This is a genomic window from Mycolicibacterium vulneris (assembly GCF_002104765.1).
Classification (GTDB): domain Bacteria; phylum Actinomycetota; class Actinomycetes; order Mycobacteriales; family Mycobacteriaceae; genus Mycobacterium; species Mycobacterium vulneris.
The window spans coordinates 46,469-63,600 of record NZ_NCXM01000011.1 but is presented as its reverse complement, the minus strand read 5'-3'; the positions used below and the strand labels follow the sequence as shown (position 1 = coordinate 63,600).

Sequence of the window (17,132 nt, the reverse complement as noted above, 5' to 3'; positions counted from 1 at the left end):
CAGGTCAGGAGCCGCTACGAGGTACAGTGCTTGACGTGGTGAGAATGCCTCGACCATCTAGGCCCCACCCAGCTGTAAAGCCTGGGGCCAAGGTCGACGCGCGCAGCGAACGCTGGCGCGAGCACCGCAAGAAAGTGCGCAGCGAAATCGTCGACGCGGCCTTCCGCGCCATCGACCGCCTCGGGCCCGAGCTGTCCGTGCGGGAGATCGCCGAGGAGGCCGGTACCGCCAAACCGAAGATCTACCGGCATTTTCACGACAAGTCCGACCTGTTCCAGGCGATCGGGGAGCGGCTGCGCGACATGCTGTGGGCGGCGATCTTCGCCTCCATCGACCTGAAGACCGACTCGGCCCGCGAGGTGATCCGGCGCAGCGTCGAGGAGTATGTGGTCCTGGTCGACAAGCACCCCAACGTGCTGCGCGTATTCATCCAGGGCCGCTCGCCCGCCAGCCCCCAGATCTGGGACGAGGGACGTGGCATCACCCTGGCCGTGGCCGACATGTTCGACAACGAGCTGCGCGAGATGGAACTCGACCACGCGGCGGTAGAGCTAGCCGGGCACGCGGCCTTCGGCTGTGCCGCGTCGGCTACCGAGTGGTGGCTGGGCCCCGAGCCGGAAAGCCCGCGCCTGATGTCGCGGGAGCAGTTCGTCGCGCACCTGACGACCATCATGATGGGGGTAATCGTCGGCACGGCCGAGGCGCTGGGTATCACGATGGACCCTGACCTGCCGATTCACGACATGGTGACCGTCAAGCCGGCCGCGGGCTGAGCGAGCCGCGTCGTTGACAATCGCGGCGGCCATCGATAACACTCGTCCAAACCGATACCCTGGGTACTGGGTATCTGCGTCAGCCGGGGCAGCGGCCGAAGACGCCGGCTAACGCCGACCCGAGACAGGCCTGGATAGAAGGACCGATCGACCGTGACCGACGTCGTGACACAAACCGAGACACTGCCGGGGGCCGGCGCCCACAAGCCGGTGCACACGCGCGCCGTCATCATCGGGACCGGATTCTCCGGCCTGGGCATGGCGATCGCGCTGCAGAAGCAGGGCATCGGCTTCGTCATCCTGGAAAAGGCCGCCGACATCGGCGGCACCTGGCGAGACAACAGCTACCCCGGGTGCGCCTGCGACATCCCGTCGCACCTGTACTCGTTCTCGTTCGAGCCCAAGCCCGACTGGAAGAACCCGTTCTCCTTCCAGCCCGAGATCTGGGACTACCTCAAAGGGGTCACCGAGAAATACGGGCTGCGCCGCTACATCGAGTTCAACTCCCTGGTCGACCGCGCCCACTGGGACGACGACGAGAACCGCTGGCACGTGTTCACCACCGACGGGCGCGAATACGTCGCGCAGTTCTTGATCTCGGGTGCCGGCGCCCTGCACATCCCGTCCATGCCCGACATCGAGGGCCGCGACGAATTCCGTGGCGCCGCTTTCCATTCCGCGGAGTGGGACCACAGCGTTGACCTGACCGGCAAGCGGGTGGCGGTGATCGGGACCGGTGCCAGCGCGATCCAGATCGTGCCGGAGATCGTCGGGCAGGTCGCCGAGCTTCAGCTCTACCAACGCACCCCGCCGTGGGTGGTCCCGCGCTCCAACCCTGAGATCCCGCCGGCGGTGCGCGGAGCCATGGAGAACGTGCCCGGCCTGCGTGCCCTGGTCCGTCTCGCGATCTACTGGGGGCAGGAAGCGCTGGCCTTCGGCATGACCAAGCGGCCGAACCTGCTCAAGTTCATCGAGGCATACTGCAAGTACAACATTCGCCGGTCGGTCAAGGACCGGGAGCTGCGGCGCAAGCTGATCCCGAACTACCGCATCGGGTGCAAGCGAATCCTGAACTCCTCCACCTACTATGGCGCGGTCGCCGACCCGAAGACCGAACTGGTCACCGAGCACATCGCGCGGATCACCTCCGACGGCATCGTCACCGCCGACGGCACCCACCGGCCGGCCGACGTGATCGTCTACGCCACCGGCTTCCACGTCACCGACTCCTACACCTACGTCCAGATCAAGGGGCTGCACGGCGAGGACCTGGTGGACCGGTGGAACCGCGAGGGCATCGGCGCGCACCGCGGGATCACCATCGCCGACGTGCCCAACCTGTTCTTCCTGCTGGGCCCCAACACCGGGCTGGGGCACAACTCCGTGGTGTTCATGATCGAATCCCAGATCCGTTACGTCGCCGACGCGATCGCGACCTGTGACAAGCTGGGCGCACAGGCGCTGGCCCCGACGCGCGCCGCCCAGGACAAGTTCAACGACGAACTGCAGCGCAGGCTGGGCCCGTCGGTGTGGAACAGCGGCGGCTGCAGCAGCTGGTATCTGGACGAACACGGCAAGAACACCGTGCTCTGGGGTGGCTACACCTGGGAGTACTGGCGGGCGACCCGCTCGGTCAAGCCGGACGAATACCAGTTCTATGGCGTGAACATGGGCAGGCAGTCGGCCGCCTCCTGACGGCGGCCGCCCGAATCACTTTCGCTCCCTGAGTAATTCGGCGAAGACCCGCGCGGCCGCGTCCACGCCGGTGTCGTCGTCGGTGGCCACCAGATCCAGCAGCAGCCCGCGCGTGACGGCCAGCCCCAGCCGCGCCAGGGCAGGGTCGACCGGCCCCGCGGCTACCGCCCCGACTTCGGCCAGCCAGCCGTCGACCACACCGGGAACCATTCGGGCAAAAGGCTTTTCGCCCTGGGCGGCGCGGGCATAGCACTCGAAGAACAGGCGCTCGGATTCGCGCAGCTCGGGTCGGCGCAGGTCGGCCCACATCGCGGCAAAGCTCTCGGCCGGATCGGTCGGCAATTCGGGCAGCAGCCGCATCTGGCGACGTTCGACCTCTTCGACGATCGCTAGCAGCAGGTCTTCTCGAGAGCCGAAGTGGTGCAACAGCATCCGGTGGCTGGTGCCGACCGCGGCGGCCACCTCGCGCAGCGACCGGTCGCCGATGCCGCCGGTGGCGAACTCGGCGACCAGCGAATCGAGGAGTTGCCGGCGCCGCTCGATGTCAGGAGTGCGCGCCATCGGCGCGGCTGAGCTGCTCGGATCGGGCCTTGAGGCCACGGCCCTCCAGGTCGAGGAAGCGCTTGGTCTTCTTGACCATCAGCCGTCCCACCAGCGCCCCCAGCACACCGCGCTGGTCGAGTTGCTGGCGCACCAGCGTGCTGCCGCCGGGCTGCGCGATGACGTCGTGACGGGCCGTCACCCGCACCCCCGGAGAGCTCTGCACCCAGGTCCACGACCTACCGGGGTCTAAGTCCGTGACCTTCCAGACCAGCTTCGACATGCCGGGCTGCTTGATCGCGAACCGCCTGCCGACGGCCAGGGTCGCGGCGTCCAATCCGACCAGCGACGTCACCGAGGCGGTCCAGTGCGGCCAGTGCTCCACGTCGGTAAAGACGTCCCAGACGAGTTGGGGCGATGCGTCGATCTCGACGCCGTCTTCGGTAAACATGTACCAAATGGTACGTGTTTAGAACCGCCGTGAACAGTGCCTGTTTCACACCCTCGTGCGAGGCCGGATGAGATTGATGCGAACTAGTTTTCGACGGGCAGTAGGCCGATCGCGGTTTCGATGAGCTGCTCGGGGTTTGTCTGCCACTTGTCCCAGATGAAATGGCCGCTGCCCTCGAAGCCCGCCGCCTCGTGGGCGGTGGTCAGCGGCAGCGCTCCGGAGTGGCGCGCCCGCCGCGGGCCGACGATGCGCGCGACGAGGTTCGGTGCGCGGGCGGGTCATCGGCTGGGGCCGAAACGATCGCGTGACGCTGCCGAGGCAGGCGGCCCGTGCCCTACAGCTTTTCCCCGGCGCGTCGCTGCACTGGTTCGCCGATTGTGGCCATTTTCCACATCGGGACCAACCGGGCCGCGCCGCCGAGCTCATACTGGAGGTGACCTGACACGGTGCACGACACGTAAACACAAGCTCTTGTGTTCCGCTGCGTTGTCGCACCCCAGGGGTAGTGTCTGGAGCCTGAGATCCCTCAGGCGAAAACGGTGTGTGAAGTGGGGTTCTGGTGAGCGAAAACATGAAGCTGATCGACCGCGTCTCGGCGATCAACTGGAACCGGCTGCAAGACGAAAAAGACGCCGAGGTGTGGGACCGGCTGACCGGCAACTTCTGGCTGCCCGAGAAGGTGCCGGTGTCCAACGACCTCCCGTCGTGGGCAACCCTGACGCCCGGGGAGAAGCAGTTGACCATGCGGGTGTTCACCGGCCTGACGCTGCTGGACACCATCCAGGGCACGGTCGGCGCGGTCAGCCTGATCCCCGACGCGCTGACCCCGCACGAGGAAGCGGTCTACACCAACATCGCCTTCATGGAGTCGGTGCACGCGCGCAGCTACAGCAACATCTTCTCCACGCTGTGCTCGACCGCGGAGATCGACGACGCCTTCCGCTGGTCGGAGGAGAACCCCAACCTGCAGCGCAAGGCCGAGATCGTCATGCAGTACTACAAGGGCGACGAGCCGCTGAAGCGCAAGGTCGCCTCCACGCTGCTGGAGAGCTTCCTGTTCTACTCCGGCTTCTACCTGCCGATGTACTGGTCGAGCCGCGCGAAGCTGACCAACACCGCCGACATGATCCGGCTGATCATCCGCGACGAGGCCGTGCACGGCTACTACATCGGCTACAAATACCAGCGCGGCCTGGCGCTGGTCGACGACGCGCGCAAGCAGGAGCTCAAGGACTACACCTACGAGCTGCTCTTCGAGCTCTACGACAACGAGGTGGAGTACACCCAGGACCTCTACGACGAGGTCGGGCTGACCGAGGACGTCAAGAAGTTCCTGCGCTACAACGCCAACAAGGCGCTGATGAACCTCGGCTACGAGGCGCTGTTCCCGCGCGACGAGACCGACGTGAACCCGGCCATCCTGTCCGCGCTGTCACCGAACGCCGACGAGAACCACGACTTCTTCTCCGGCTCGGGCTCGTCGTACGTGATCGGCAAGGCCGTCGTCACCGAGGACGAGGACTGGGACTTCTAGCAGCGCGCCAGATCTCTCAGAGATAGTCCGATTTATCGGACGGGGGTCATGGCGGATTAGCTGCGCCGCTGAAGATGAGCGTCTCACCGGGCTGCTTTATAAACCGAGCCTAAGTTTTTACACATCTATTTGTGACTAGGCGTGGAAGCGATTACGCTGCCATCGACGAATCGGGACACGTCACCAAACATCAGGGTCGCCAAACGGGGGAGATTTGGGAAGTATGTTGTTCCGTGCGGCTAGGCTCACCGCAAACGTGGTCACTACCGTCTCATGACCGCCGCGTTGCTGTCCCAGTATCTGTACGAGTTTGCCGTCGAATTGCGCCGGTTGGCCTATACGATGCCTGGCGGGCATGAAGACCCACTCATCCACCTCAGTGAGCGGATGGTCCACTGCGCCCAGCAACAGAGTTCGGAAGGCGTTAGCTAGCCCAGCCGATCAAGGTTGCCTATTTAGCAGCATCTGCGATTGTCCAGCAAACTTAATGTGTTTCCCGTCGGCTACGTTCCCCAGATTGTGGACGCCGCTCAATTATTGACTCGACCGATAATAAATCCGAGGCGGAATGCATTCGGGTATTGGAGCCGCAGATTCGTCTGGTTTCGGGCATATCTATGCATGGAAGCAGCAGCTAGCTACAGCAGCGCAGCACAACCTATGCCCGGACACACCGCGGTGAGCGGTCTGAAGTTTTAGAGCGGCTCGTCGTGCGTGATCGGCAAGGCCGTCGTCACCGAGGACGAGGACTGGGACTTCGAACGCCCGCCGTTTCCCACGCGGGTAACCCGGGTATCTGGCACGCGAACTCAGTACCTGGAGGGGAGAGCGCGTGACCACCGCCGAACAACCAGCGCCGGAAGGCGACGATCAGCCCCCACAAGCCACCGAGGACGAAGGCGGCTCCGACGCCGACTCCGCGGAGCCCACCCGATCCCCGGGAAGCGATGCCCCGCCTGCGGGTGAGTGAGTCGCCTGCAGCCGATTCAGCGGCGGGCTGACTATGCGTTCTGGCGTCGGTGCCGGGTTTGGTTCACGAGGTTTACGCAGACAGCTGCGCCGCCCAATATTGCTGCGGGAAGGGCAATTTCAAGCTGTCCGGTCGCCGCGGCGATGGTGGCACGCAGGCCGAGACCCCCGGCAACCATGTTGAGGTTTCCGGCGACCCTATTCGCTCGTTGGTGCTGATAGGCGCCGACCGCGATCTCACCGACCCCGAGGATGCCGTTCCATGACCGCCGTCAGATGTGGTGATCGATGGTGACCGCGCATGCCGCTATGGATCGACCCGTCACTCCTGTCACCGCGTTCTTTTCGGCGATCGACATGTTCGAGTCATGAACGGCGTATGAATTGTGCGGACGGCGCGACCGCCCGCTGGCGCGGGTGATACGGCTGCCCTGACACTGTTGGGGTGACGAATACCGCCGCCTCTGCCACCGCCAACTTCTGCCGTTCAGTGCTGCGCTGGCTGCGCGCCGGCTACCCCGAGGGCGTCCCCGGGCCCGACCGCGTGCCGCTGCTGGCGCTGCTGCGCAGCACGCCGTTGACCGAAGAGCAGATCGCCGAGGTGGTGCGCAACATCACCGCGGACGGATCCCCGGCAATCGCTGACGGTGTGATCGACCGTGACGAGATCGCCCACTTCATCTCCGACATGACGCACTACGACGCCGGGCCGGAGAACATCATCCGGGTGGCCGCCACCCTGGCCGCCGTCGGGTGGCCGCTGGCCGGCATCGACGTCAGCGAGGTCATCCCCGGCGACGAGTGGGGAGAGGCCGCGGAGATCGCCGCGCGCAGCGCGGTATCGAAAAGCGCTCGGGGCGCAGCGCTGTAGGGCGTCGGCGCCCTACAGCTTCGAGATGTCGATGACGAAGCGGTAGCGCACGTCGCTGGCCAGGACGCGCTCGTAGGCCTCGTTGATGTAGTCGGGCTCGATGAGCTCGATTTCAGGCGTCACGTTGTGCTCGGCGCAGAAGTCCAGCACCTCCTGGGTCTCGGCGATGCCGCCGATGTTTGACCCGGACAGGCTGCGGCGCGCCAGCGCCAGCGAGAACGCCCCCACCTCCATGGGGTGCTCAGGAATGCCCAACTCGACCAGCGTGCCGTCGACGTCGAGCAGGCTCAGATAGTCGTTGAGGTTCAGGTTCGCCGAGACGGTGTTGAGGATCAGGTCGAAGCTGTTGCGCAGCTTCTTGAAGGTCTCGCGCTCGGCGGTGGCGTAGTAGTGCTTGGCGCCCAGTCGCAGTCCGTCTTCCATCTTCTTCAGTGACTGCGACAGCACCGTCACCTCGGCGCCCATCGCCGCACCGAGCTTCACGCCCATGTGGCCCAAACCGCCCAAGCCGATGATCGCCAGGCGGGTGTCCTTGCCGGCCTTCCAGTGCCGCAGCGGCGAGAACAGGGTGATGCCCGCGCACAGCAGCGGCGCCGCCTTGTCCAGCGGCAGCGAGTCCGGGATGCGCAGGACGAAGTTCTCGTCGACGACGATCGCCTGGCTGTAGCCGCCCTGCGTCGTCGTGCCGTCCAGGTCGGTGGCGTTGTAGGTGAAGGTGGTGCCCCGGCTGCAGTACTGCTCGAGGCCGGCCTTACAGCTGTTGCACTGGCCGCAGGAGTTCACCATGCAACCGACGCCGACGTGGTCGCCCACCTTGTGCTTGGTGACCTCGGACCCGACGGCGGTCACGACGCCGGCGATCTCGTGGCCCACGACCAGCGGGTAATCCGGTGTGCCCCATTCGCCTTTGGCGGTGTGGATGTCGGAGTGGCAGATTCCGGCGAACTTGATGTCGATCGCCACGTCATGCGGACCCGGGTCGCGCCGCTCGATGGTGGTCTTGGTCAGCGGTGCCGTCGGCGAGGTGGCCGCGTACGCCGAAACTGTGCTCATGAGGATCCCTCTTCGATTCGATGCGTCGTCAAGAAGTTTAGCTAAGGTAAAAGTTCTTTCGCCATCGGACGGGGCGAACATCACGTTATGACGATGGATGCGTTTTTGCCGGACCGCCGTCAGTTGATCGGGGCGTTCACCAGGCGCAGGTCGTCGACGATGCCGCGGGCCGCGATGAGGCCCTCGCCGGTTTGCCAGATCTCGTCGTTGACGATGTAGACCCGGTTGTCCCGGTTGGCGGACAGCTTGCGCCACGGGTTGCTGTCCAGGATCGTGGCGGCCCGGTTGGCGGCGGCCGGGGAGGCGCAGGACACGTACACCACGTCGGCGTCGGCGATCGACAGGTCCGGATTCTTGGCCAGGTCCGCGTCGCTGCTGGCGATCTCGATGTAGGGCTTGTCGGTGAATCGCTGGGACGCCGGCCGGTCCACGCCGACCGCTCCCAGCACGCTGGCCGGGAAGTTGTTGGCGCCGAACACCCGGATGGTGCCGGTCGTCAGCTGCACGATCGACGCCTGATAGTGCGAGGCATCATGCCGCGCGCCGATGTCGGTCGTTCGCTGGGAAAAGCCGCTGATCAACCCGTCCACCGCGGCGGTGCGGCCGGTGGCCGCGCCCACGCCGCGCAGGTTGTCCTGCCACGCCGCGCCCGGTGCGGCCGTGAACACCGTCGGGGCGATCGCGGTCAGCTGCGGATACAGCGTCGGCGTCAACCCCTGCGACCCCAGGATCAGGTCGGGGTGGGCGTTCGCGATCGCCTTCAGGTCGGGGTGCGAGCGGGTGCCGACCCCGGGCAGGCCGTGCACCGCGCCACCCAGGTAGGCGGGCTGACTCGAGGACCCGTCCGGCAACGCCGCGCCGACCACCCGCGACTGCAGGCCCAGCGCGCACAGCGTGTCGAGCTGGTCGCCGGAGAGCACCACGATGCGCTGCGGGTCGGCGGGCACCTGCACGACGTCCGGGTTGACGCCCGCGGCGTTGTGGACTTGCCGTTTCGTCGAACCCGCATCGGCCTCGGCGGCGTCGCGTGCGCACGAGTCGTCGGGCCGGCGGTCGTTTCCGAGCACGCCGGCGCCGGCGATCTGGGTCGTCGGGGTGACCAGGGAACGGACCGGCGTCTGGCCGGCGGGCTCGTCGGATCCGCAGCCGCTGGACGCCACGACGAGCGTCGCCGTCACCGCGGTCGCCGCGGCCAGCCGGCCGGGCCTGATCACGCCGAACAACACGCGTCAGACGCTAACATCCGGCCAGCGTGGCGATCGCGAGCGCGGCGGAGCCGGGCGAAGCGGATCGCCACCATTCGGCCAGCGTGGCGCCGCCCCGCCGACGGACGCGCCGCACCGGTGAGCCATTTACGACAGTTTGTAGGACCAGCCCTGACGTCGCCATGAACGACGGCTAAGATTCGTCTCAATACCGAATTTGGGCCGGTGTCCGATCTGGATGTTTGGAGAAGCTGTTGACAGCCGAAGCGCCCCCCTTGGGAGAACTCGAGGCCGTTCGTCCGTACCCGGACCGCATGGGCCCCAAAGGGAACCTCGTCTACAAACTGATCACCACGACCGATCACAAGATGATCGGCATCATGTACACCGTCACCTGCTTCGTCTTCTTCTTCATGGGCGGGCTGATGGCGTTGCTGATGCGCACCGAGCTGGCCGCTCCTGGGCTGCAGTTCCTGTCGAACGAGCAGTTCAACCAGCTGTTCACCATGCACGGCACGATCATGCTGCTGCTGTACGCCACCCCGGTGGTGTTCGGTTTCGCCAACCTGGTGCTGCCGCTGCAGATCGGCGCCCCCGACGTCGCCTTCCCGCGGCTGAACGCCTTCTCGTTCTGGCTGTTCCTGTTCGGCGGCCTGATCGTTGCGTCCGGCTTCATCGTCCCGGGCGGGGCCGCCGACTTCGGCTGGACCGCTTACACGCCGCTCTCTGACGCCGTGCACTCACCCGGCGCCGGGGGAGACCTGTGGATCACCGGCCTGATCGTCGCCGGTCTGGGCACCATCCTGGGTGCGGTCAACATGATCACCACCGTGGTGTGCATGCGCGCGCCCGGCATGACCATGTTCCGGATGCCGATCTTCACCTGGAACATCCTGGTGACCTCGATCCTGATCCTGATCGCGTTCCCGATCCTGACCGCGGCGCTGTTCGGGCTGGCCGCCGACCGACATCTGGGCGCTCACGTCTACGACGCCGCCAACGGCGGAGTCTTGTTGTGGCAACACCTGTTCTGGTTCTTCGGCCATCCCGAGGTGTACATCATCGCGTTGCCGTTCTTCGGCATCATCACCGAGATCATCCCGGTGTTCTCGCGCAAGCCGGTCTTCGGTTACACCACGCTGGTTTACGCGACCCTGTCGATCGCGGCTCTGTCGGTCGCCGTGTGGGCGCACCACATGTTCGCCACCGGAGCCGTTCTGCTGCCGTTCTTTTCGTTCATGACGTACCTGATCGCGGTGCCCACCGGGATCAAATTCTTCAACTGGATCGGCACGATGTGGAAGGGGCAGATCACCTTTGAGACGCCGATGCTGTTCTGCGTCGGCTTCCTGATCACCTTCCTACTGGGTGGTCTGACCGGCGTGATGCTGGCCAGCCCGCCGCTGGACTTCCACGTCACCGACAGCTACTTCGTGGTCGCGCATTTCCACTACGTGCTGTTCGGCACCATCGTGTTCGCCACCTTCGGCGGTGTGTACTTCTGGTTCCCGAAGATGACCGGCCGGCTGCTCGACGAGCGGCTGGGCAAGCTGCACTTCTGGCTGACGTTCATCGGGTTCCACACCACCTTCCTGGTGCAGCACTGGCTGGGCGACCTGGGCATGCCGCGCCGCTACGCGGACTACCTGCCCAGCGACGGCTTCCAGCCCTACAACGTCGCCTCGACGGTGGGCGCCTTCATCCTGGGCGCGTCGATGTTCCCGTTCGTCTGGAACGTCTTCAAGAGCTGGCGGTACGGCGAGGTCGTCACGGTCGACGACCCGTGGGGCTACGGCAACTCCCTGGAATGGGCCACCAGCTGCCCGCCGCCGCGGCACAACTTCACCGAGCTGCCCCGAATCCGTTCGGAGCGCCCGGCATTCGAACTGCACTACCCGCACATGGTGGAGCGGCTCCGCGCCGAGGCGCATGTGGGCCGCCACGCCACGGCTCTCGAGTCGCCGAAGGGCTTCGGTCCGCGAACCGAACCCGATCGCTCGACTCCTGAGCAGTAACGACAGCTGGCGGGAGTGAGCTCACCACCGAAGGTGTCGGTGCTGATCACTGTCACCGGCGTGGATCAACCGGGCGTGACGGCGACCCTGTTCGAGGCGCTGTCACGGCACGGGGTCGAGCTGCTCAACGTCGAACAGGTGGTGATCAGGCACCGACTGACGCTGGGCGTGCTGGTGTGCTGCCCGGCCGAGGTCGCGGACAGCGCGCAGTTGCGCGACGACGTCGAATCGGCCATCCACAAGGTCGGTCTCGATGTCAGCATCGAGCGCAGCGACGACGTGCCGATCATGCGGGAGCCCTCGACCCACACCATTTTCGTGCTGGGCCGGCCCATCACCGCCGGCGCGTTCGGCGCGGTGGCCCGCGAGGTGGCGGGCCTGGGCGTCAACATCGACCTGATCCGCGGCGTCTCCGACTATCCGGTGATCGGCCTGGAGCTGCGCGTGTCGGTGCCGCCGGGCGCGGACGGCGCGCTGCGCACCGCCCTGAACCGGGTGTCCAGCGAAGAACAGGTAGACATCGCGGTCGAGGACTACAGCCTGGAACGACGTGCCAAGCGGCTCATCGTGTTCGACGTCGACTCGACGCTGGTGCAGGGCGAGGTCATCGAGATGCTGGCGGCCCGGGCCGGTGCCGAGGGCAAGGTCGCCGCGATCACCGACGCCGCGATGCGCGGCGAGCTGGACTTCGCGCAGTCGCTCGAGCAGCGGGTGGCGACGCTGGCGGGCCTGCCCGCCAGCGTGATCGACGAGGTCGCCGACCAGCTCGAACTGATGCCCGGCGCCCGCACCACGCTGCGGACCCTGCGGCGCCTGGGTTATGCCTGCGGCGTCGTGTCCGGCGGCTTCCGCCGGATAATCGAACCGTTGGCCGAGGAGCTGATGCTGGACTACGTCGCGGCCAACGAGCTGGAGATCGTCGACGGCACTCTCACCGGACGGGTCATCGGCCCCATCGTCGACCGGGCCGGAAAGGCCACGGCGCTAAGGGAATTCGCGAACCAGGTCGGGGTGCCGATGGCGCAGACCGTCGCCGTGGGCGACGGCGCCAACGACATCGACATGCTGGCCGCCGCCGGACTGGGGATCGCGTTCAACGCCAAGCCGGCGCTGCGCGAGGTCGCCGACGCGTCGCTGAGCCACCCCTACCTGGACACGGTGCTGTTTCTGCTGGGTGTGACCCGCGGCGAAATCGAGGCCGCCGATGCGGTCGACGGCGAGGTCCGCCGGGTCGAGATCCCGCCCAACCCGTAGCGCTCGCAAGCGCGGCGACCCGACAGGTATTCGAGCGCCGCGGTACGGCACGATGGTCGGGTGCCCGAAAACGGAAGCCGGAGGTGAAGCCCGAGGATTCGAGAGAATCCGAGGGTAGAACCGACCAGACTAGCGAGTCAGCCGACCCGGATCTGCTGCTCGACTTCAGGCAGGTGTCGCTGCGGCGCGGCGGCAACGTCTTGGTCGGGCCGCTGGATTGGGCGGTCGAACTCGACGAACGCTGGGTGATCGTTGGACCCAACGGTGCCGGCAAGACCTCGCTGTTGCGGATCGCCGCGGCGGCCGAACATCCCTCGTCCGGCATCGCTTTCGTGCTCGGCGAGCGGCTGGGCCGCGTCGATGTCACCGAGTTGCGGGCCCGGATCGGGCTCAGCTCCTCGGCTTTGGCCCAACGGATACCCACCGACGAGGTGGTGCGCGATCTCGTCGTCTCTGCCGGCTACGCGGTGCTGGGCCGGTGGCGGGAGCGCTACGAGGCCGTCGACTACCAACGGGCCATCGACATGCTGGAGAGCCTGGGCGCCGAGCACCTCGCGGAGCGCACCTACGGCACGCTGTCCGAGGGCGAGCGCAAGCGGGTGCTGATTGCCCGCGCGCTGATGACCGACCCCGAGCTGCTGCTGCTCGACGAGCCCGCCGCCGGACTGGATCTGGGCGGCCGGGAGGAACTGGTCGCCCGGCTGGCCGACCTGGCCGCCGACCCCGACGCGCCGGCCCTGGTGCTGGTCACCCACCACGTCGAGGAGATCCCGCCCGGCTTCAGCCACTGCATGCTGCTCTCGGAGGCCGAGGTGGTCGCCGCGGGATTGCTGACCGACGTGCTGACCGCTGAGAACCTGTCCACCGCGTTCGGCCAAGCGATCGCCCTCGACGTCGTCGACGGACGCTATTTCGCGCGGCGAGTCCGCACCCGCGCAGCCCACCGGAGGCCGTTATGACGTCAACCGACGAACCCCCGCTGGTCGCACGGCCGGCCGCCACCGTGATGCTGGTCCGCGACGACCCGGGCGGCATCGCGGTCTTCCTGATGCGCAGGCACGCCCAAATGGAGTTCGCCGCGGGCACTGTGGTGTTCCCCGGTGGCGGTGTCGACGACCGCGACCGCAACGCCGACATCGCGTGGGCCGGTCCGCCGCCGCAGTGGTGGGCGCAGCGGTTCGGCATCGATCCCGACCTGGCCGAGGCGCTGGTGTGCGCCGCTGCCCGCGAGACGTTCGAGGAGTCGGGGGTGCTGTTCGCCGGGCCGGCGGACGACCCGGACGGCATCGTCGGCGACGCCACGGTGTACGGCGAGGCCCGACGGGCGCTGGCCGAACGGTCGCTGTCCTTCGCCGACTTCCTGCGCCAGGAAAACCTGGTGCTGCGGTCCGACCTGCTGCGGCCGTGGGCCAACTGGGTCACCCCGGAGGCCGAGCGCACCCGCCGCTACGACACCTATTTCTTCGTGGGCGCGCTGCCGCAGGGGCAGCGCGCCGACGGCGAGAACACCGAATCCGACCTCGCCGGCTGGATGGCACCCCGGGCCGCGATCGACGAGTTCGAAGCCGGACGCTGCTTCCTGCTGCCGCCGACGTGGACGCAGCTGGACTCCCTGGCCGGGCGGACCGTGGCCGAGGTGCTGGCCGTCGAACGCCAGATCGTGCCGGTGCAACCGCACCTGGAGATCCGGGGCGACAACTGGGTGTTCGAGTTCTTCGATTCCGACCGCTACCACCAGGCGCGGGAAGCGGGCGGCCTGGGGTGGCCGCATTGAGCGAGTTCGTCAGCGTCGTGGTCAGCGACGGCTCGCAGGACGCCGGGCTGGCCATGTTGCTGCTGTCGCGCCCACCTACCAACGCGATGACTCGCCAGGTCTACCGGGAGGTCATCGCGGCGGCCGAGGAATTGGGCAGGCGCGACGACGTGGCCGTGGTGATCCTGTTCGGCGGCCACGAGATCTTCTCCGCGGGCGACGACATACCCGAGCTGCGGACGCTGCGGGGCTCCGAGGTCGAAAGCCTGGCGCGGGTGCGGCAGGAGGCCGTCGACGCCGTGGCCACGATCCCCAAGCCGACTGTCGCCGCGATCACCGGCTACGCGCTGGGCGCCGGGCTCACCCTGGCCCTGGCCGCCGACTGGCGGGTCAGCGGCGACAACGTGAAGTTCGGCGCGACCGAGATCCTGGCCGGCCTGGTGCCCGGCGGCGACGCGATGGCCCGCCTGACCCGGGTGGCCGGCGCGAGCAAGGCCAAGGAGCTGGTATTCAGCGGCCGCTTCTTCGACGCCGAGGAGGCCCTGGCGCTGGGTCTCATCGACGACATGGTGGCCCCCGACGACGTCTACGACGCCGCCGCCAGGTGGGCGCGCCGCTTCCTCGACGGGCCGCCGCTCGCGCTGGCCGCCGCCAAAGCCGGGATCAACGACGTGTTCGATCTGCAACTCCCCGAGCGGCTCGCCGCCGAACGCCGCCGCTACGTCGAGGTATTCACCGCTGGTCAGGGCGGTGGTGATATGGCGGATCCCGGCGGCCGTTAGGCTGCCCTGCATGACCAGTTCGACCGACGCCGTTCCGACGCCTCACGCCACCGCCGAGCAGGTGGAAGCCGCCCGGCACGACAGCAAGCTGGCCCAGGTGCTCTACCACGACTGGGAAGCCGAGACGTACGACGACAAGTGGTCGATCTCCTATGACCAGCGCTGCATCGACTACGCCCGCGGTCGCTTCGACGCCATCGTGCCCGACGAGGTGCTGCGCGAGCTGCCCTACGACCGGGCCCTCGAATTAGGCTGCGGCACAGGGTTTTTCCTGCTCAACCTGATCCAGTCCGGCGTCGCCCGGCGGGGATCGGTGACCGACCTGTCGCCGGGCATGGTCAAGGTCGCCACCCGCAACGGCCAGTCGCTGGGCCTCGACATCGACGGCCGCGTCGCCGACGCCGAGGGCATCCCGTACGAGGACAACACCTTCGACCTGGTCGTCGGGCACGCGGTGCTGCACCACATCCCCGATGTGGAGCTGTCGCTGCGCGAGGTGATCCGGGTGCTGCGCCCGGGTGGCCGGTTCGTCTTCGCCGGCGAGCCGACCAGCGCCGGCGACGTCTACGCCCGCGAGCTGTCGACCCTGACCTGGCGGATCGCCACCAACGTCACCAAGCTGCCCGGCCTGGGGAGCTGGCGGCGCCCGCAGGCCGAGCTGGACGAATCCTCCCGGGCCGCCGCGCTCGAGGCGATCGTCGACCTGCACACGTTCACCCCGGGTGACCTGGAGCGGATGGCCGCCAGCGCCGGCGCCACCGAGGTGCGGACCGTCAGCGAAGAGTTCACCGCCGCGATGTTCGGCTGGCCGGTGCGCACCTTCGAGGCGTCGGTGCCGCCGGGGCGGTTGGGCTGGGGCTGGGCGAAATTCGCCTTCACCGGCTGGAAGACGCTGAGCTGGGTGGACGCCAACGTGTGGCGTCGCGTGGTCCCGAAGGGCTGGTTCTACAACGTGATGGTGACCGGGGTCAAACCCTCCTGAGCGTTGGGCTGCGCTTCAGCCCGGCGACGATGCGGGACGCGCACGGCGTGAGGAGGAGCCGGCAATCAGGTTTAGCACGGACGACGTCGGCTATCTGCGGTCGCACGCGGGTGCCGCGGCGCTGGAGGCGGTCGCCGAACTCGAACTGACCGACGCCTCCCTGGTCGCCGATGTCGCCGCGGTGCGCGCCCAATTCGGTGACCGGGCCGCGGTGTTGGTGGAGACGGTGTTGTTGCGCCGCCGCGCCTTGGAAAAACTGGGCGAGCTCGGAGTGTCGGATTGGCTCTTCACCGACGAGGCGCTGCAGCAGGCCACCGCGGCGCCGGTGGCGTTGCACCGGGCCAGGCGGCTGGCCGGGGACGGCGGCGTCGTGGTGCACGACGCGACCTGTTCGATCGGCACCGAACTCGCCGCGCTGAGCGCCTGCGGGATCGCCGCGCTGGGCAGCGATATCGATCCGGTGCGGCTGGCGATGGCGCGCCACAACGTGCAGGAGTCGGCCTGGATCTGCCGCGCCGACGCGCTGCGCCCGGTCACCCGCGACGCCGTGCTCGTCGTCGACCCGGCGCGGCGCGTTGAGGGTCGGCGGCGATTGCGCATCGACGACTACCGGCCCGCCCTGGGCTCGCTGCTCGACGCCTACCACGACCGGGAATTCGTCGTAAAGTGCGCTCCCGGAATCGATTTCAATGAGGTGCGACGCCTGGGCTTCGACGGGGAGATCGAGGTGACGTCGTATCGCGGCTCCGTCCGGGAAGCCTGCCTGTGGTCGGCGGGACTGGCCCGGCCCGGCGTGGGCCGGCGGGCGAGCCTGCTGGATCGCGGTGAGCAGCTCACCGACGACGACCCCGACGACTGCCCGGTGCGGCCGGTCGGACGCTGGATCGTCGACCCGGACGGTGCGGTGGTGCGGGCAGGGCTGGTGCGCCAGTACGGCGCGCGGTACGGGCTGTGGCAGCTCGATCCCGACATCGCCTACCTCTCCGGCGATCGGCTGCCCGCGGCGGACCGCGGGTTCGAGGTGCTCGAGCAGCTGGTCTTCGACGAACGCCGGCTTCGCCAGGCCCTGTCGGCACTGGACTGCGGTTCGCTGGAGATCCTGGTCCGCGGGGTGCGGGTGGACCCGGACGCGCTGCGCAAACGGATGCGATTGCGCGGGAGCCGATCGCTGTCGGTAGTCATCGCCCGCATCGGTGCGGGCAGCGCCGGCCGGGCGATGGCGTTCGTTTGCCAACCCTCCCGATAGCGCCGGGTA

The 17,132-nt window shown here is 67.5% G+C and carries 16 protein-coding genes and 1 pseudogene; 13 read left to right on the top strand and 4 right to left on the bottom strand.

Going from position 1 to position 17,132, the window contains the following annotated elements; all coding sequences use genetic code 11:
* The first annotated feature begins 44 nt into the window (after window positions 1-44).
* Window positions 45-773 carry a TetR/AcrR family transcriptional regulator gene (locus tag B8W69_RS12420; protein WP_439330606.1) on the top strand — a complete coding sequence of 243 codons (729 nt, stop codon included), beginning with the start codon at window positions 45-47 and terminating at the stop codon, window positions 771-773.
* Window positions 774-926: 153 nt separating this feature from the next.
* Window positions 927-2,468, top strand: coding sequence for a flavin-containing monooxygenase (locus B8W69_RS12415; RefSeq protein ID WP_085290111.1), 1,542 nt, complete (start codon window positions 927-929; stop codon window positions 2,466-2,468).
* Between the two features lie 15 nt (window positions 2,469-2,483).
* On the opposite strand, the gene B8W69_RS12410 is transcribed toward B8W69_RS12415, so the two are convergent.
* Together B8W69_RS12410 and B8W69_RS12405 are read right to left on the bottom strand one after the other, a co-directional pair.
* Complete coding sequence (locus tag B8W69_RS12410; protein ID WP_085290110.1) at window positions 2,484-3,029, bottom strand: TetR/AcrR family transcriptional regulator; 546 nt, start codon at window positions 3,027-3,029, stop codon at window positions 2,484-2,486.
* Window positions 3,013-3,459, bottom strand: a complete 447-nt coding sequence (locus B8W69_RS12405) for an SRPBCC family protein (protein ID WP_085290109.1) — start codon at window positions 3,457-3,459, stop codon at window positions 3,013-3,015. The genes B8W69_RS12410 and B8W69_RS12405 overlap by 17 nt, the downstream gene beginning before the upstream one ends.
* A gap of 217 nt (window positions 3,460-3,676) precedes the next feature.
* Here B8W69_RS12405 and B8W69_RS31980 point away from each other — a divergent pair.
* The 4 genes and pseudogenes from B8W69_RS31980 to B8W69_RS12390 all read left to right on the top strand — a co-directional run.
* Window positions 3,677-3,901, top strand: a pseudogene (locus tag B8W69_RS31980) (alpha/beta fold hydrolase); the annotation flags it as partial.
* Between the two features lie 117 nt (window positions 3,902-4,018).
* Window positions 4,019-4,993 (top strand): class 1b ribonucleoside-diphosphate reductase subunit beta, encoded by a 975-nt coding sequence (nrdF, locus tag B8W69_RS12400; protein ID WP_181447380.1) that lies wholly within the window; start codon window positions 4,019-4,021, stop codon window positions 4,991-4,993.
* A gap of 832 nt (window positions 4,994-5,825) precedes the next feature.
* Window positions 5,826-5,963, top strand: a complete 138-nt coding sequence (locus B8W69_RS30585; protein ID WP_165762600.1) for a hypothetical protein — start codon at window positions 5,826-5,828, stop codon at window positions 5,961-5,963.
* Between the two features lie 444 nt (window positions 5,964-6,407).
* On the top strand, window positions 6,408-6,833 hold the full coding sequence (locus tag B8W69_RS12390) for a DUF3349 domain-containing protein (RefSeq protein ID WP_085290107.1): 426 nt from the start codon (window positions 6,408-6,410) through the stop codon (window positions 6,831-6,833).
* A gap of 12 nt (window positions 6,834-6,845) precedes the next feature.
* Here the strand turns inward: B8W69_RS12390 and B8W69_RS12385 are convergent, their stop codons facing one another.
* Together B8W69_RS12385 and B8W69_RS12380 are read right to left on the bottom strand one after the other, a co-directional pair.
* On the bottom strand, window positions 6,846-7,886 hold the full coding sequence (locus B8W69_RS12385; RefSeq protein WP_085290106.1) for an NAD(P)-dependent alcohol dehydrogenase: 1,041 nt from the start codon (window positions 7,884-7,886) through the stop codon (window positions 6,846-6,848).
* 119 nt (window positions 7,887-8,005) lie between these two features.
* On the bottom strand, window positions 8,006-9,112 hold the full coding sequence (locus B8W69_RS12380) for an iron-siderophore ABC transporter substrate-binding protein (RefSeq protein WP_085290105.1): 1,107 nt from the start codon (window positions 9,110-9,112) through the stop codon (window positions 8,006-8,008).
* Between the two features lie 233 nt (window positions 9,113-9,345).
* Between B8W69_RS12380 and ctaD the strand changes: the two genes are divergently transcribed.
* The 7 genes from ctaD to B8W69_RS12340 all read left to right on the top strand — a co-directional run bounded on the left by ctaD (window position 9,346) and on the right by B8W69_RS12340 (window position 17,123).
* Window positions 9,346-11,106, top strand: a complete 1,761-nt coding sequence (gene ctaD / locus B8W69_RS12370; protein ID WP_110881918.1) for an aa3-type cytochrome oxidase subunit I — start codon at window positions 9,346-9,348, stop codon at window positions 11,104-11,106.
* 15 nt (window positions 11,107-11,121) lie between these two features.
* Entirely contained in the window at window positions 11,122-12,360 is a 1,239-nt protein-coding gene (serB, locus tag B8W69_RS12365; RefSeq protein WP_085290103.1) for a phosphoserine phosphatase SerB, read from the top strand.
* An 83-nt stretch (window positions 12,361-12,443) separates the two neighbouring features.
* Window positions 12,444-13,319, top strand: a complete 876-nt coding sequence (locus B8W69_RS12360) for an ABC transporter ATP-binding protein (RefSeq protein ID WP_085290102.1) — start codon at window positions 12,444-12,446, stop codon at window positions 13,317-13,319.
* On the top strand, window positions 13,316-14,134 hold the full coding sequence (locus B8W69_RS12355) for an NUDIX hydrolase (protein WP_085290101.1): 819 nt from the start codon (window positions 13,316-13,318) through the stop codon (window positions 14,132-14,134). Before B8W69_RS12360 ends, B8W69_RS12355 begins: the two co-directional genes overlap by 4 nt.
* The gene (locus B8W69_RS12350) at window positions 14,131-14,895 is read left to right on the top strand and encodes an enoyl-CoA hydratase (protein WP_110881917.1); all 765 of its coding nucleotides are present in this window, start codon (window positions 14,131-14,133) and stop codon (window positions 14,893-14,895) included. Before B8W69_RS12355 ends, B8W69_RS12350 begins: the two co-directional genes overlap by 4 nt.
* A gap of 10 nt (window positions 14,896-14,905) precedes the next feature.
* Window positions 14,906-15,877: a class I SAM-dependent methyltransferase gene (locus tag B8W69_RS12345; RefSeq protein ID WP_085290099.1), complete on the top strand. Its 972-nt coding sequence runs from the start codon at window positions 14,906-14,908 to the stop codon at window positions 15,875-15,877.
* Window positions 15,878-15,941: 64 nt separating this feature from the next.
* Entirely contained in the window at window positions 15,942-17,123 is a 1,182-nt protein-coding gene (locus B8W69_RS12340; RefSeq protein ID WP_181447389.1) for a THUMP-like domain-containing protein, read from the top strand.
* Window positions 17,124-17,132: the final 9 nt, after the last annotated feature.

Excerpts from the sequence above, each read along its gene's own strand:
- B8W69_RS12410 (WP_085290110.1), bottom strand. The coding sequence starts at position 3,029 with ATGGCGCGCACTCCTGACATCGAGCGGCGCCGGCAACTCCTCGATTCG.
- B8W69_RS12420 (WP_439330606.1), top strand. The coding sequence starts at position 45 with ATGCCTCGACCATCTAGGCCCCACCCAGCTGTAAAGCCTGGGGCCAAG.
- B8W69_RS12385 (WP_085290106.1), bottom strand. The coding sequence starts at position 7,886 with ATGAGCACAGTTTCGGCGTACGCGGCCACCTCGCCGACGGCACCGCTG.
- B8W69_RS12345 (WP_085290099.1), top strand. The coding sequence starts at position 14,906 with ATGACCAGTTCGACCGACGCCGTTCCGACGCCTCACGCCACCGCCGAG.
- B8W69_RS12405 (WP_085290109.1), bottom strand. The coding sequence starts at position 3,459 with ATGTTTACCGAAGACGGCGTCGAGATCGACGCATCGCCCCAACTCGTC.
- B8W69_RS12355 (WP_085290101.1), top strand. The coding sequence starts at position 13,316 with ATGACGTCAACCGACGAACCCCCGCTGGTCGCACGGCCGGCCGCCACC.